A 15,431-nucleotide genomic window follows, 5' to 3' on the forward strand; every position below is an offset into this window, starting at 1 on the left:
CGTGGTCACGGGGTTTCGCCGGGCAGTCCGAGCATGCGGTGCACGGTCAGGTGCAGGTGGGCGCGGAAGCGGCGCAGCGCCACCGTGTCGCTCCCGCCCCTGCGGTGGCCCTCCTCGTCCAGCACGCCGCCCTTGGCGAACCCGTGCACGCACCAGATCACCGACCACATGGCGTACTCCAGGTCGACCGCGCGGTCGATCACCCCGGCCGCGACCGAGGGACGCAGGGCGTCGGTCACCATGACCACCAGCGGCTGGACGTAGTGGCGTTCGAGCTCGGTGAGGTCGCTGGCGTCGGAGAGCCAGCGGTGCATCCACAGCGCCGGCACCTCGGGATGGACCACGCAGAAGTCCAGGTAGTCGTCGATCAATCGGTGAATCCCGGTGACCGGGTCGTCGCCGCCCAGGCGGCCCAGCGCCCCCTCCAGGGCGGCGCGCTCGGCTTGGTGGGCGCGCTCCATCACGGCGAGGTAGAGCTCCCGCTTGCCGCCGACGTGGTAGTTGACGGTGGCGATGTTCAGGCCCGCCGCGTCGGCGATCTGCCTGGTGGAGGTGCCGTCGAAGCCGAGTGCCGCGAAGAGCTGCGTCGCGACTTTCATGATCACGGTGACCTGGTCACTGTCTCTCATGGAACGAAACTAATTCGGCTTCCGCTACTCCGTCAATCACTTGATGGAGTCACTTTAGGTGCCATCTCAATTACTTTTCGTGACATTCCTTTGGGGTGGCTGTTACTGGTAATCCATGACCATCTTCTCAGGGCGGTTCGTGGTCCCCTTCCTCGCGACACTCCTGCTCGTCCCGCCGGCCGGCGCCGCCGCGACCGCGCGCGCGATGCCCGTCCCGATCTCGGTGGGCGAAGCCCGTACGGCGCTCGACGGCCTGACCGTCGGCGAGAGGGGCACACTCCACGGCTACAGCCACACCCGCTTCATGCCCGAATGGGCCCCGCAGCGGGGCGCGTGCGACACCCGAGAGATCGTCCTGAACCGTGACGGACAGGCCGTCCGGCGCGACGCGTCCTGCCGTGTCCTGGCCGGCACCTGGTACAGCCGCTACGACGGCAAGCTGCTCACCAGCGAGGCGAACATCGACGTCGACCACCTCGTCCCCCTGGCCAACGCCTGGCGTTCGGGCGCCGACACCTGGACCGACGCCCAGCGCCACGCCTTCGCCAACGACCTGATCCGCCCCGAACTGGTCACCGTCAGCGCCACCGCCAACATCGACAAGGGCGGCAGCACGCCGATCACCTGGCGGCCGCCGGTCATCGGCTATTGGTGCACGTACGCCCGGTCGTGGATCACCGTCAAGCGGCACTACGCGCTGCGGATCACGAAGGCGGAGAAGGCCGCGCTGCATGAGATGCTCAACACCTGCTCGGCCTGATCACCGAGATAGGGCCGGGTGATGTTCACCCGGGAGCGCCGCCACCAGGTGCGGGCCAGCTGATCGAGCGGGCCCGCGTGGACGGCCGGATCATCGGCGCCGCGCTCACCGGCTCGGCCACGCGCGCCCTGCTGCGTGAGCTGGCCAAGTCCCTGGCGGACGCCCGCGCGGAGGGACCCGACGTGGTGAACCTGCCGACGGGCCAGAGGCGGACCTACCCGGCGGTCAGCCGTTCGTGATCGACAATGGGGAGGTCTGAGACCAGCTGGAGGAGATCGGCATGACCATCGCCGCGTACACCGTGACCGCACCCGTCGCCGAGCACGGGGAGGGCCCCGTGTGGTCCGCTCGCTGGGGCGGCCTCCGGTTCGTCGACATGATGGCCGGCGACGTGCTGGCGCTCGACCCGGACGGCTCGGTCCGCCGCCGCCACGTCGGCGCGGTCGCGGCGACGATCCGCCCGCGCGCCGCCGGCGCGGGCTATGTGGTCGCGGCCGAGCGGGAGCTGCTGCTGGCCGACTCCGACGACCTGGACGCGCCGCTGCGCTCGCTCGGCGAGGCGTGGAGCGATTCGTCGGTACGCATGAACGACGGCGGCTGCGACCCCGACGGCCGCTTCTACATCGGCAGCATGGCCTACGACGAGACCCCGGGCCGCGGCTCCCTCTACGTGGCCGAGGCCGGCGGCGGGCTGCGCGTGGTGCTGCCGGAGGTCACGATCTCCAACGGCCTGGACTTCAGCCCCGCCGGCGACGTCGCCTACTACGCCGACACGACCACCGGGCGGGTCGACGTGCTGGACTATGACCGGGAGAGCGGGCTCACCGGGCGGCGGCCGTTCGCGGTCGTGGACCCGGCCGACGGCGCCCCCGACGGCCTCACGGTCGACTCCGAGGGCGGCGTGTGGGTGGCGCTGTGGGGCGGCGCCGCCGTACACCGCTACAGCCCTGAGGGCCGTCTCGAGGCCGTCGTCCGCCTCCCGGTACGCAAGGTCACCGCGGTCGCCTTCGGCGGCGACAACCTCGACCAGCTGTTCATCACCACCTCGGCCCTCGACGTCGACCGGGTGGAACAGCCGGCCGCGGGCGCCCTCTTCGCCGCCGAGCCGGGTGTGCGCGGCCGGCCCGTTCTGGAGTGCGCGCTCTGAACGGACGCAGTGTGCGGCCGACTCACTGCGCGGCTCTGAACGGCCCCTCAGCTTGATGAGCCCGCGCGGGCGCGGACGCCGTTGGCCAGGGCGACGCGGGACGACACGCCCAGGCGGGCGTACACCTGGCTGATGTGGTACTCGACCGTCTTGACGCTCAGCAGCAGCTGGCGGGCGATCTGCCGGTTGGTCAGCCCGGTGGCCACCAACTGGGCCACGGCGTCCTGCTGCGGCGTCAGGCCGAGGGGGGAGACCGCGTGCTGCTGCCCGCACGCCGCCAGCTCGATCTCGCAGCGTTGCGCGTAGGGCACCGCCTCCAGGCGTTCCAGCTCCCGCAGTGCCTCCTTGAGCTGTTCGGCCGCCGCTGCCCGGCGGCCGAGCCTGCGCAGGAACGACCCGTACGCCAGCAGGGTCCTGGCCCGGTCGAACGGCTCCCCGGTCTCCGCGCACGCCGCCTCGAACGCCGTCGTGGCCGCCTCGGTCTCGTGCCCCGCCGCCAGCAGCCGAGCCCGGACACCGGGAGACCCGGCCCGTACGTCACCGGCCCGGCGCAGGTCGCCCTCCGTGATGAGCGCGTCCAACAGCAGATCGCCCCACGGCAGCAGCCCACGCTCGGCGGATGCGGGCTCGGTGCCGTTGAGCAGGTCGAGTAGCGGTTTCAGCAGGGCGATCACCTCGTCCGGCCGGTTCCGGGCGGCGGCCAGGTGGGCCGCGGCGTACGCGGGGCCGATGACCGCCACCGGCGCCGTCGCGTCCCTGGCCAGCCGCCGGGCCGCCTCGGCGTGCTGTCCGGCGCGCTGCCAGTCGCCCCTGGCCGCGGGCACGAGAGACGCCACGGCGTGGGCGTGCGCCGACATCCAGCAGGGGCCGAGTTCGTCGGCGACCGCGGCGGCGATCTGCCCCAGGGCCGCGGCCTCGTCCCACTGCCCCTGGTGGAAGTCGGCCAGGCTGCCCATCACAGCGGTGAGCAGCCTGGCCGGTGGCGAGCCCCCCAGCCCGCCGGAGTGACGCATCAGGCGCAGATAGTCGCCGGGCTCGGGGCGGCAGCTCCAGGCGTCGATCCTGGCGAGCAGCACGGGCCGCGCGCACCGCTCCCGCGCCTCGGCCAGCGCCGCCACCGCCTCATCGGTACGGCCGGCGTAGTGCGCGAGCACCCCTCGCGCGAAACGACCGTCCGCCGTGTCGACCCTGAGGGCCGTCGAGGAGCCCGCACCAGGGTCAGCGTCCGACGGAGCCGTCCAGGAGGGTTCGGTGGCCGTCTCTAAGAGAGCCGTCGCAGAGGTACCTGACCGGGTGGTCGGCTCGTTGGCGCCCAGCCGTACCGCCAGAGCGTGGGCCTCAGCCGGGCGGCCGTCGAACAGGAGGGCCTCGACGGCGTCGGCGCCCGGCTCCCGGTCCAGCCGGGCCGCCTGCGCGAGCAGCCGTGCCGCCGGCCCCCACTCGCCCGCCGCGGCCCTGCGTCGCCCCGCCGCCGCGATGTCCCGCACGAGCTCCGGGCCGGGACGTTCGGCGGCCCGCAGCAGGTGCTCCAGCCGGGTGGTCTCATCCTCGGTCAGCGTCGCCGCCGCGGCGTGCAGCCGCAGCCGCTTGGTCGGGCCCATGTGCTGATAGACCGCCCCCTTGAGCAGCGGGTATGAGAAGCGGATCAGGATCCCGGCACCTGTCGGCCGCTCCACGAGCAGCCCGGCCCCCAGCGCCTCCTCCAGCGCCGAGAGCGGCGCCCCGACGCCCGCCAGCTTGGCGGCCGCACCGAGCGAAACCTCGCCCGCCGTCCGCCCGCCGCCGCCCGCCGCGATGTCGCAGGCCAGGACCGCCGCCGCCTCGACCAGCGACCGGGCGGGCTCGCTGCACCAGGCCAGCCGGGCCAGGGCATCGCGGGCGTGCTGCCCCGGCACCGGCAGCGGGATCTGCGGGTCGGCCAGCTCGTCGAGGTCCGTCTCCTCCAGGACCTGCAGGATGTGCCGGGGGTTGCCGCCCGTGTGCTCGCACAGCCGCCCGGCCGCCTGCTCGGTCAGGGGCAGGTGGGTCAGCGCGCGCACCTGCCGGGCGCCGATGCCGGTCAGCGCCAGCCGTACCGACATCTCGCGGGTGAGCAGCGGCTGGAGCGAGGCGGGCTGGTACGGGTCCGGGCTGGTCAGCACGGCCAGGACGCGGGCGGGCCGCAGCCGTCGCCAGGCGAACGCGAGCGCGGTGAGCGAGACGGAGTCGGCCCAGTGCGCGTCGTCGACGGCGATCACCACCGGCCGGGCCTCCTGCAGCTCGTCGAGCCGGTCGCGGAGCCGGGCCCCCGCCTCGAACGGGTCCGCGGGCTGCAGACCGGCGATCCTGGTGAGCACGCCGTACGGCAGGACCGACTCGCTCTCCACAGCGTCGGCGGCGATCACGTGCGCCTGGTCGTCGAGGGTGGCCAGGAACCGGCGCAGCAGGGTGCTCTTCCCGATGCCGGCGGGGCCGTGGATCAGGACCAGCCCCGGCTCACCCCGGCGGGCCAGCTCGAAGCGGTCCGTCAGCGATTCCAGCTCTCGTTCTCGCATGCGCACACAGTGCTCTTGCGCGCTCGCATCTCCCTTGTCGCCGACTGCAAGCGAAGGTTAAGCGGCGTGAGCTATACCAGCATCGGGAGATTTAGCGCGACATGCGAGGGGGCTTGCATGGCTGGGGAGACGTTCACGATCGTGCTGAGGGGCGGGGCGATTCGTCCCGACGCGAGGCTGGGGGTGTTCAGCAGCCTCGACGGCTGGCGGGCCCGCGTGCCCTGCCGCTACGTGGAGGGTGCGGACGAGTGGCGGGTGGAGCTCGACAGGCCGCCCGCCGGGACGGCCGTGGAGTTCAAGTTCCACTGTGACGGGGCGTGGGAGGCGCTGGACGGCAACCGTACCGCCTGGCCCGCGGACATCGCGGCGGGCGAGCGGATCGAGACGATGACCGGCACCCAGTCGGAGCTGTTCCCGACCCGTGACGACATCATCGTCACCAACCCGCTCCCGGCCCGCCGTCACTTCGCCCCCAAGCTGGACGAGGACGCGGTGTACGACTACATCCTGGTCGGCAGCGGCATGGGCGGCGGCGTGCTGGCCCATGAGCTGACGAGGATGGCCGCGGCCAAGGGCGGGCGGATGCCGCAGATCCTCGTGCTGGAGGCCGGCGGGTACCTGTTCTCGACCCACGTCGGCAACATGCCCAGGCTGCAGAGCTCCGGCGCGGAGGCCGACCGGACCGTCTGGGGCCTGTGGTACCAGTACCGGTCGGCGCGCTACCGGACGAGTTCGTCCGGGATGCAGGTCGCCGAGGCGTTCTGCCTGGGCGGCAAGTCGGTCTTCTGGGGGGCGCTGATCCCGAAGATGGACGGGCGGGAGTTCGAGTCGTGGCCGCGCGGCGTCCGCGAGGAGCTGCGTACCGAGTGGTACGACGAGGCCACCGACCTGATGCACGGCACGCCCCCGACGCTCAGCGACTACCGCAGGACGATCAAGGAGCTGCTCCGCACCCAGATGAAGCGTTTCCGCCAGCACGAGGTGCAGGTGGCGGCCGAGAACTCGGTGGCGCACCGGCTGGGCATCCCCTCAGGGATCTTCTCGACGGCGGCGCTGCTGATGGAGGACCGCCTGCGCGACGGCTGGAACAAGAGCCTGCACGTCAACCTCAACCACGAGGTCGTCGGATTCGAGTGGGACCGCTCCGGCGGCCGGACCAGGGTGGCGGCCGTGCGGGCCCGTGACCTGATCGCCGGGAAGGACCGGGTGTTCCGGGTGGCGGACGGCGGGCGCGTGATCATGGCGGCCGGCACCGTGGGCAGCGCCGTGCTGGCCCGCAGAGCGCAGGTCGACAACGAGTGGGTCGGCAAGGGGATCACCGACCACCCCACGTACGTCTGGAAGTTCACGCTGCCGACCGACGCGCCCGGATACGCCGCGCACGACTCGGTCAAGATCCTGCTGCGCGGCTCGGTCGGCGCGATGCCGCTCAACGTGGTGGTGGAGATGGGTGTGGGGCTCAACCAGTACCGAGTGGACGAGGACGCCGTCCCGGCGCACGCGGACGTCTCCAGGATGGACTGCGAGATCGTCTTCTTCCCTTCGGTGCCGCTGCTCGACGGCAACACCGTCGAGCTGGACCCGGACACCGGCCGGCCGGTGATCACGATGAAACCGGTCGAGATCCCCGGTTACCTCGCCGCGGTGCGGGAGATCGGCGGCCGGATCATCCGGATCATGGGCGGCGACCCGGCGGTCTCGGAGCCGTTCGCCGCCGATCTCGGGGCGGTCGGTCACGAGGTCGGCACGCTGCGGATGAGCGAGGATCCCGGCATGGGCGTGGTCGACCCCGACCTGAAGGCGTGGGGGCACGACAACCTCTACGTCTGCGACCTGTCGGTCTTCCCGACATCGCCGGCCGCGAACCCCTCGCTGACGCTCACGGCCTTGGCGATGCGGTTGGCGGACCACCTTTCTGGTTGACCCTTAGTTGACCGGCTGGTTCGTCAGGACCAGCGCGGACGCGGGAGGCAGATCCTGCAGCTCGATGTGGCGCGAGGCACCCGGGCCGGGCAGCACGGTCACGGCCGACCTGAGCGGGTGCTTCGTCACCCCGCCGATCTCGGCCGTGTTGGCGACCACGGTGAGCTCCTGCGTGCGGGCGTTGAGGGCGCCGTCGATCTCGACGAGGGCGCCGCGCGTCTCGGTCAGGCTCGGATTGACCACGCAGACCACCTCGGTCCCGGCCAGTACGCGCGACCAGCACAGCACGTCGCCGGGCCGGGGGAGCGCGTAGCCGCCGTCGGCCCGGCCGAGCCTGCGCAGGTACTGCCGCCCGGCCCGCAGCGCCCGGTGGGCCGCCCGCGCGGCCAGCAGCATCCTGACCCGCTGGTAGACCTCGTTGTCCTGGTCGAAGACGTGGTGGCTCGTGGTGCCGTACGGGCCGAACCCCGGCAACTCCGTGTCGAACAGGTGCGCCGCGGTCGGCGACTCGCCGTCGGCGGGCCGCCCGGCGGCGCCCGCTTTGCGCGGATGCTCGGGCCCGAACATGGCCTCCCTCAGATACCGATCCCCCGACAGCTCGCGGCGGCCCCAGCCCTCACCCATGAGCCATCCCCGCTCGCTCTCCTCCGGGCCCGTCAGCCCCTGCTCGATGCCGTAGTAGAGGCACGGGATGCCCAGCGAGTACAGCAGCAGTGCCACCCCGACCGTGACCTGGCGGGGATCGGGCTCACTGTGGCCCGGCGGCGTCAGCGCGCCGAACCGGAGCTGGGGATCGATCGACAGATCGTCGTGATCGTCCACCATCGAGACGTAGACGGAACCGAGAGAGCGATGAGAGACCCCCTGCGTGGCGAACCTGCGGAAGAACTCCTCGACGGCGTCGGGGAAGGGGAAGCCCTCCCGCCCGAGCGCGACATCGCGCAGGAGCCGCCGCGTCTCGCCGGTCTCCAGGACGGCGCTCAGGTTGCGCCCGATCAGGTCCAGGTACCGCTCCTCGATCGTGTCGCCGCCGCCGACCTCTCCCACGATGAGGAAGTTCGCCTTCCCCAGCCCGTCGGCGAACTCCCTGAGCGCCCCGCAGAACAACGTGGCGTCGCGCGGCGGCACGTGTTTGAGCGTGTCGATGCGTACCCCGTCGATGTCGGTGAGCGCCATCCAGTAGGTCCAGATACGGATGATCGTCTGCAGCTCTTTGGACTGGTCGAGGTCCCGGCTGAACCAGTCGGCCCGCCGGTAGGGCGCGTCCGGCTCGTCGTCGCCGCCCTGGCCCCAGCCGAGCCCGTCGCCGCCCGCCCTGGTGTAGGCGTCGGGGTCGTGCAGCTCGCTCGGCCACACGCCGTGGTCGGGCTCGGTGGGCGCGGTGCCGTGCGGCAGGCGCCCCCCGGTGCCGTCACGCCAGGCGCCGAACGGCAGCTTCCCGTCCCGGCCGGCGTACGGCGGGCGGACCACGTACTGGGGGGAGCCGGGGGTGCCGAGGTCGTAGTCCCAGTTCTCGCCGGTGTGGTTGATGAGGATGTCGAGGATGACGCGGATGCCGTGCTCGTGGGCCTTGCCGACCAGCTCCACCAGGTCCTCGCGGGTGCCGAATCTGCGGTCGACGTCCAGGAAGTGCTGGATGGAGTAGCCGTGGGGGTCGTCCGGCGCGGGGACGCCGTCCACGGTCGTGACGGGCCGCTGCTTCCACACGGGCGCGATCCACAGCGCGGTCACGCCGAGGTCGCGCAGGTAGCCGAGCTTGGAGATGACCCCGCGCAGGGTGCCGCCCTGGAAGCGGTCCCGGCCGGAGGCCGCCCACTGGTTCCACATCCACCCGGCCGGGCGGGAGTTCGCCGGCCGGGCCCGGTCGACGAGCTCGCGCCCGTGCTCGCGGCCGTCGCTGAACCTGTCGGGCAGCAGGAAATAGATGACCTCGTCCCGCCAGTCGGACGGCGACGGGTGGTAGCTCTCACGCTGGGGCCAGACGGCCTCCCAAATGCTTCGGGGCGGGGCTTGGCCGATGATCTCGTCGATGTTCGCCATGGCGCCGGGCTCCTTGGCTGTGTATTCCTGCCTGTCTGCCCAATCTGAACCGGGTTACAGTCGCAGGCAAGAGGAGAGGAGAGGCGTGGACATCCGGATTCTGGGCACGTTCGACGTCCTGATCGAAGGCGACTCCGTCGCGCTCGGCGGACCGCAGCGGATGGCCATTCTCGCAGTCCTCCTCCTCCACCAGGGTGAGGTCCTCAGCTCTGACCAGCTCATCGAGTACGTCTGGAGCGGGACACCGCCCAAGAGCGCCCTCAGCGCGCTGCACGCGCACGTGTCACGACTGCGCAAGGCGCTCAACGGCGCCGACATCCTGCAGTCCTACGGCTCCGGCTACCGCGTCGTCGTCGAGCCGGACAAGGTCGACGCCTTCCGCTTCGAGCGGCTGGTCGAGCAGGGCGCCCGCGCGCTGGCGCAGCAGGACTGGGCGGAGGCCGTGGCGCTGTACAGCCAGGCGCTGGAATTGTGGCGCGGTCCCGCGCTGACGGAGTTCGCCACCGAGCCGTGGGCGCAGTGCGACGCCATCAGGCTCGAGGAGTTACGCTTCAGCGCCGAGGAGGGCAGGACCGACGCCGAGCTGGCCCTGGGACGGCACGCCGAGGCGCTGCCGCGGCTGGAGCAGCGCGTCAGTGAGCATCCGCTGCGCGAGAGGTCCGTCGCCCAGCTCATGCGCTCGCTCTACCGGTGCGGGCGGCAGGGCGACGCGCTGAACGTCTACGACCGGGTCCGCCGGATCCTGGCCGAGGAGCTCGGCGTGGACCCCGCCCCGGCGCTGCAGGCCACCCACCAGGCGATCCTGCTGCACGATCCGGGACTCGACGGCAGCCCCGCCCCGCCGCCGCGCCAGGACGCGCCGCCGCGGCGGATCATCAACCTGCCCTCGCGCAACCACGTGTTCTCCGGCCGCCAGACGATCCTGGCCGAGATCGAGGGCGCGCTGACCGAGCCGACGACGCGTCCGCCGCCCCGGGTGGTGGCGCTGCATGGTCTCGGCGGCACCGGCAAGACGCAGATCGCCCTGGAGTACGCGCACCGGCACGCCGCCGACTACGACGTGGTCTGGGAGGCGCCGGCCGCCGAGCCCGTGGCCTTCTGGAGCGTGCTGGCGGAGCTGGCGCTGCGTCTTGGCGTACGTCAGCAGGCCGACCGCGGCGAGATCCTCGCCGCGCTGGCCGAGCGCCTGGCCGGGATGGACCGCTGGCTGCTCATCCTCGACGACGTCGAGGACGGCACGCTGATCGAGGCGTTCCTGTCGTCCCTGCGGGCCGGGCACGTCATCGTGACCTCGCGCAACCCCGCCTGGGGCCAGCTGGCCGTGGGCGTGCGCGTGGGCTCCTTCTCCCGGGCCGAGTCAGTCGATTTCCTGTCCACGCGCGTGGCCAGGACCAGCGGTGCCTGGGCGCTGGCCGAACAGCTCGGTGACCTGCCCTTCGCGCTGGAGCAGGCCGCCGCCTACAGCGAGCAGACCGGTATGAAGCTGGATGAGTACGGCGATCTGTTCCGCCGCCGCGCGGATCAGCTGCTGACCCGCGACAAGGCGTTCGCCACGGTCTGGCAGCTCGCCTTCGAGCGGGTCGCGCAGGCCTCGCCGGTCGCCATCGAGCTGCTGCACCTGTGCGCGACGCTGGGCCCCGGCGGCGTCTCGCTCGACCTGCTGGACTCCATGCCCGGCGTGCTGCCGCCCGCGCTCAGGGACGCGGTCGAGGACGAGCTGGCCCTGCAGGACGCCATCGCCCACCTGCTGCGCCACTCGCTCGTCGAGCGGGACAGGGGACGGCTGCGCATGCATCCGCTCGTCAAGGCGGCGGTCTGGGCCAGGCTGCCCGACGAGGAGCGGCGTACCTGGGTGACCTGCGCCGTCCAAATCCTGAGCTCGGTCGTGCCCGCCGACGCCGAGAACCCCACCACCTGGCGTACCTGGGACAGCGTCATCCCCGACGTCATCCACCTCGGCCAGGAGGCCGACGGCGCGGACATCGCCGTGCCCGGCCTGCCGCGCATGCTCTGCGGCTCCGGCCACTACCTCACGGTACGGGCGGCGTTCGAGCGGGCCCAGGAGCTGTTCGAGCTGGCGCTGCGGCTCGTCAGGCGGCAGCCGGGCGCCGACGCCGACCTGGCGGCCGTACTGTCCGACCACGGCAACCTGCTGGAGCTCACCGGCGACGTCAACGGCGCCCGCGCCGCCCAGGAACAGGCACTGGTGCTGGCCGAACGCGCCCTGGGCGGCGACGACCCGGCCGTGGCGCGGGTCCTGCGACGGCTCGGCAACGTGCTGGTCTGCCAGCGCCGCCTGCCCGAGGCCAGGCGTACCCTCGAACGCGCCCTGGCCATCCTGACCGCCCGGCACGAGCCGGACCGCAGGGAGATCGCCCGCGTCAGCCGGGAGCTGGGCTTCGCCGCCTGGACGGCGGGCGACCTGCGCGCCGGCCAGGAATGGCTGACCAAGGCGCTGGCCACGGCGCGGACGATCCTCGGCCCCGACCACCCGGACGTCGCGCACACCCTGTCCGGGCTGGGGCTGATAGTCCAGGACACCGGCCGCCCGCAGCGGGCCGTCAAGCTGCAGGAGCAGGCCGCGTCCATGCTCACCGCCGTGTACGGCGACGAGCACCCCGAGGTCGCCCACACACTCGACAAGCTCGGGTACGCGCTGCGCCTGTCGGGCCACTTCGAGGAGGCCAGGGTCAGCCACGAGCGGGCGCTGTCGATCCTGGAGTTCTGCTACGGCCCCGGCCACGGCGAGGTGGGCATGCCGCTGACCAACCTCGGCCTGGTCTACCTGGACACCGGCGAGCCGAAGCTGGCCAGGGACCACCAGGAGCGGGCGATCCAGGTGTTCAGGAACGCCTACGGCGACGACCACGCCCACGTCCACCTCGGCGTGCGCCGGCTGGGCCAGGCCATGCTGGCCGACGGCCGGGCCGCCGAGGCGCGGGACCTGCTGCGCAGCGCGCTCACGGGCACCGAGCGGGTGCTGGGGGGCGGCCATCCCGACGTCGCGGGCACCCTGCTCGACCTCGCGGAGGCGTACGAGGTGCTGGTGGAGCAGGAGCCGGCCGACGCCTGCCGGGCGAGGGCCGAGCGGATTCTGGCCCGTGGCAGGAGCCCCATTCAGGGTTAGCCGTCCCCATTCAGGGTTAGCCCTCCGCATTGAGGGTTAGCCCTCAGCCGTCACCTGAGGCCGGATCCGCTCACGGACCCGATTCTGGGGACATGCCGGATTTCGCGTCCCCGGGGCGCCGGGTCATCTCCGCCGAGGTGGAGCCGGTGCCGGGACGACGGCACCAGGCGGCGGCCGTGTTGAGCCGGCTCGGCCTGCGCGTTCTGCACCTCGGCCCGACGATCAGCGTGAGCGCCCCGGAAGAGGTCTGGGAGCGGACGTTCGGCCTGCCTGAGCCCGCCATCCCCCGCGAACTGCGGGGACTTGTCACAGGGATCCATCTCGCCGGGCCTCCCGACCTGCACTGACCCACTGACATGCCCCGAGGGGGAAGCATGACCACGATCATCGAACGCCGCGAGTCCACCGTCCACTTCGAGGCAGTGGTGCGGCCGCCGGGCCGGGCCTCGATGTTCGCCGAGTCGTCGGCCGTACAGGCGGCGAGTCTTGACGACCTCAGGCCGCCGCCGGACCGGGCCGCGCAGACCGCGCTCGCGTTGCAGCGCAGGGGGTTCGTCGTCCGGCATGTCGGGACGTTCTCCATCAGCGCGGAGGGCCCGCGCCGGCTGTGGGAGGAGACGTTCAACACCCGCGTGGCCGTCAGGCCGCACACCCTGCGCGGCGCGCCGGCCGCCGAGCCGGGCGATGAAGTCTCCTATCTGTCGCATGTGTCCGGGGTCCCGTTCACGCTGCCCGCCGACCTGGAGCCGCTGGTCGAACGGGCCTACCCGCAGGCGCCGCCGCAGTTCTACGGCTCGCCGCTGCCGCCCAGGGTCTCCTATCACCACCTGCGCGTGCCGGACGACGTCGGGCTCCTCCTGCGCGCCTGCCACGTGCACGAGCGGGGGGTGACCGGCCGGGGGGTGTTCGTGGCCATGGTCGACACAGGCTTCTACAAGCATCCCTTCTATCCGCATCACGGCTACAACTACAACGCCACCCTCGCGCCGGACGCCGCCCGCGTGGACCACGACGAGTACGGCCACGGCACGGCCGAGGCGGCCAACATCTTCGCCTGCGCGCGCGACGTGGACTTCGTCGGCGTGAAGATGGGCGGCAACGCCACGCTCGCGTTCAAGACCGCCGCCGACCTGTCGCCCGCTGTTCTGACCAACAGCTGGGGCTACGACCTCAACGGACTCACCGGGCTGCCGAACTTCCTGCGGCCGCTGGAGTTAGCGGTGCTGGAGGCCGTACGGGTGCGCGGCATCACGGTCTGCTTCTCCGCGGGCAACGGCCACATCTCCTTCCCCGCGATGATGCCCGACGTCATCGCCGCGGGCGGCGTGTACGTGGAGGAGACGCAGGTCAACGGGGAGTTCAAGATGGAGGCGTCCGACTATGCGAGCAGCTTCGACAGCCTCATCTACCCGGGCCGGCACGTGCCCGACGTCTGCGGACTGGTCGGGCGGCAGCCCAGGGCGCTCTACATCATGCTGCCGACCGAGCCCGGCGACGTCATCGACTCCTCGCTGGCCGGTCCCGGCTACCCGGTCAAGGACGGTACCGCGCCCGACGACGGCTGGAGCGTGATCAGTGGCACCAGCGCCGCCGCGCCCCAGATCGCCGGGGTGTGCGCGCTGCTCAAGCAGGTCCAGCCGGGATTGTCTCCCGACCTGGTGAAGGCGCTGCTCAGGGCCTCGGCGCGGGACGTCGTCGACGGCAAGAGCGGGACGGGGGAGCTCGCGGGGGAGGGCTTCGACGGGGCGACCGGGGCGGGGCTCGTGGACGCCGCGGCGGCGTACCGGCTGGCGCGCTCGGTCACGCCGCGCAGCCTGCACACCGTCCCACCGCCCGTCTGACAGACCACCCGTGACGGACCGCTTGTGACGGACCGCCCGTGACAGACCGCTTGTGATGGACCGCCCGTCCGACGGGTCGACTGTCTGACGGGCTCACCGACTGCCGGGCGGCCCTGCCGAGGGGCGGGTTCGACCGGTGGGGGCCGCGGCGGTGACGCGGGGGCGGCCGCCGCGGCCCCGATCGCTCTTCCCGGGACGCTGCGCTCGTCCCGGGAAGAGCACCGGGGCTTCGCCGGTTGCATCCGTACGTGGACGAGATCGACGTCGTGGTGATCGGGGCCGGGCAGGCCGGGCTGTCGAGCGCGTACTTTCTGCGCCGGTTCGGCTTCGAGCCGCTGGTGCTGGACGCGGGCGACGGGCCGGGCGGGGCGTGGCGGCACCGGTCGCCGTCGCTGACCATGGACAAGGTGCACGGCATCTTCGACCTTCCCGGTGTGCGGCGCTCCGATCCACCGGTGGGCACCCCGCCTGGAGCAGGTCAGGCCGCCCCGTCTGGAGCCGGTCGAGCTGATATGCCTGGGGCTGGTCGTGCTGATCTGTCCGGGGCCGATGGGCGGCGGCCCGCCGCTGTGGTCGTCCCCGAGTACTTCGCGGACTACGAACGGGAACTCGGGCTCGCCGTACTGCGGCCGGTCAAGGTGACGGCCGTGGCGCCGGGGGAGGGCGGGCGGCTCGTCGTCACCTCCGGGGCGGGGGAGTGGGCGACGCGGGCTGTGGTCAACGCCACCGGCACCTGGACCCGTCCATACTGGCCGTACTATCCGGGCGCGCGTTCCTTCCGCGGCCGTCAGCTGCACTACGCGACGTACCGGGGACCGGAGGAGTTCGCCGGTCGGCGGGTGGTCGTCGTGGGCGGCGGGACCTCGGCCGCGCACGTGCTCTCCGAGATCGCCGGCGTCGCCGCGAGCACCCTCTGGGTCACCCGCCGGCCGCCCGTGTTCCGCCCGCTGGACGACTTCGGCGAGGACGCGCGCCGCGACGCCGTCGCCCTGGTCGAGGCACGGGTACGCGCCGGGCTGCCGCCGCAGAGCGTGGTCGCCGTGACCGGGCTCGGGTACACGCCGGTCGTCCGGGAGGCGCTGGCCAAGGGAGCGCTGGAGCGGCTGCCGATGTTCGGCCGCATCACCGCCGGCGGGGTGAGCTGGGATGACGGACGGTACGTGGAAGCGGACACGATCATCTGGGCCACCGGCTTCCGCTCGGCGCTCGACCACCTCGCCCCACTGCGGCTGCGCGAGCCCGGGGGCGGGATCAGGGTGGACGGCACTGAGGTGATCGCCGAGCCGCGCCTGCAACTCGTGGGCTACGGCCCTTCGGCGAGCACGATCGGCGCCAACCGCGCGGGCCGCACCGCCGCCCGGAACATCCGCCGCCTCCTCGCCCAGGCCCCCTCCGTTCCGGCGGCCTGACCTATTAACGTCCGCCGCGCC

At 72.5% G+C, this 15,431-nt stretch carries 11 protein-coding genes; 8 read left to right on the forward strand and 3 right to left on the reverse strand.

Going from position 1 to position 15,431, the window contains the following annotated elements; genetic code table 11:
• Positions 1-5: 5 nt before the first annotated feature.
• On the reverse strand, positions 6-629 hold the full coding sequence (locus tag AB0B64_RS34265; RefSeq protein WP_358182471.1) for a TetR/AcrR family transcriptional regulator: 624 nt from the start codon (positions 627-629) through the stop codon (positions 6-8).
• A gap of 115 nt (positions 630-744) precedes the next feature.
• Here AB0B64_RS34265 and AB0B64_RS34270 point away from each other — a divergent pair, with 115 nt between their 5' ends.
• The 3 genes from AB0B64_RS34270 (at position 745) to AB0B64_RS34280 (ending at position 2,536) form a co-directional block, all read left to right on the forward strand.
• Positions 745-1,389, forward strand: coding sequence for an HNH endonuclease family protein (locus AB0B64_RS34270; protein ID WP_358182474.1), 645 nt, complete (start codon positions 745-747; stop codon positions 1,387-1,389).
• A 77-nt stretch (positions 1,390-1,466) separates the two neighbouring features.
• Complete coding sequence (locus AB0B64_RS34275; protein WP_358182477.1) at positions 1,467-1,628, forward strand: hypothetical protein; 162 nt, start codon at positions 1,467-1,469, stop codon at positions 1,626-1,628.
• Positions 1,629-1,669: 41 nt separating this feature from the next.
• A complete protein-coding gene (locus AB0B64_RS34280; protein WP_358182480.1) occupies positions 1,670-2,536 on the forward strand; it encodes an SMP-30/gluconolactonase/LRE family protein in 867 nt (288 codons plus the stop codon).
• A gap of 47 nt (positions 2,537-2,583) precedes the next feature.
• On the opposite strand, the gene AB0B64_RS34285 is transcribed toward AB0B64_RS34280, so the two are convergent.
• Positions 2,584-5,070, reverse strand: a complete 2,487-nt coding sequence (locus tag AB0B64_RS34285; RefSeq protein ID WP_358182483.1) for an AAA family ATPase — start codon at positions 5,068-5,070, stop codon at positions 2,584-2,586.
• Positions 5,071-5,187: 117 nt separating this feature from the next.
• On the opposite strand from AB0B64_RS34285, the gene AB0B64_RS34290 reads away from it, so the two are divergent.
• Positions 5,188-6,993 (forward strand): GMC oxidoreductase, encoded by a 1,806-nt coding sequence (locus AB0B64_RS34290; protein WP_358182486.1) that lies wholly within the window; start codon positions 5,188-5,190, stop codon positions 6,991-6,993.
• 3 nt (positions 6,994-6,996) lie between these two features.
• Here the strand turns inward: AB0B64_RS34290 and AB0B64_RS34295 are convergent, their stop codons facing one another.
• Positions 6,997-9,033 carry an alpha-amylase family glycosyl hydrolase gene (locus tag AB0B64_RS34295; RefSeq protein WP_358182489.1) on the reverse strand — a complete coding sequence of 679 codons (2,037 nt, stop codon included), beginning with the start codon at positions 9,031-9,033 and terminating at the stop codon, positions 6,997-6,999.
• Between the two features lie 85 nt (positions 9,034-9,118).
• On the opposite strand from AB0B64_RS34295, the gene fxsT reads away from it, so the two are divergent.
• The 4 genes from fxsT (at position 9,119) to AB0B64_RS34315 (ending at position 15,410) form a co-directional block, all read left to right on the forward strand.
• Positions 9,119-12,160, forward strand: a complete 3,042-nt coding sequence (fxsT, locus tag AB0B64_RS34300; RefSeq protein ID WP_358182492.1) for an FxSxx-COOH system tetratricopeptide repeat protein — start codon at positions 9,119-9,121, stop codon at positions 12,158-12,160.
• 92 nt (positions 12,161-12,252) lie between these two features.
• A complete protein-coding gene (locus AB0B64_RS34305) occupies positions 12,253-12,507 on the forward strand; it encodes a hypothetical protein (RefSeq protein ID WP_357953283.1) in 255 nt (84 codons plus the stop codon).
• Positions 12,508-12,534: 27 nt separating this feature from the next.
• A complete protein-coding gene (locus AB0B64_RS34310; RefSeq protein ID WP_357953281.1) occupies positions 12,535-14,001 on the forward strand; it encodes a S8 family serine peptidase in 1,467 nt (488 codons plus the stop codon).
• A gap of 248 nt (positions 14,002-14,249) precedes the next feature.
• Positions 14,250-15,410: an FAD-dependent oxidoreductase gene (locus AB0B64_RS34315; RefSeq protein WP_358182495.1), complete on the forward strand. Its 1,161-nt coding sequence runs from the start codon at positions 14,250-14,252 to the stop codon at positions 15,408-15,410.
• Positions 15,411-15,431 lie beyond the last annotated feature (21 nt).

This window comes from Nonomuraea sp. NPDC049129, assembly GCF_040648495.1.
Taxonomy (GTDB): Bacteria; Actinomycetota; Actinomycetes; order Streptosporangiales; family Streptosporangiaceae; genus Nonomuraea.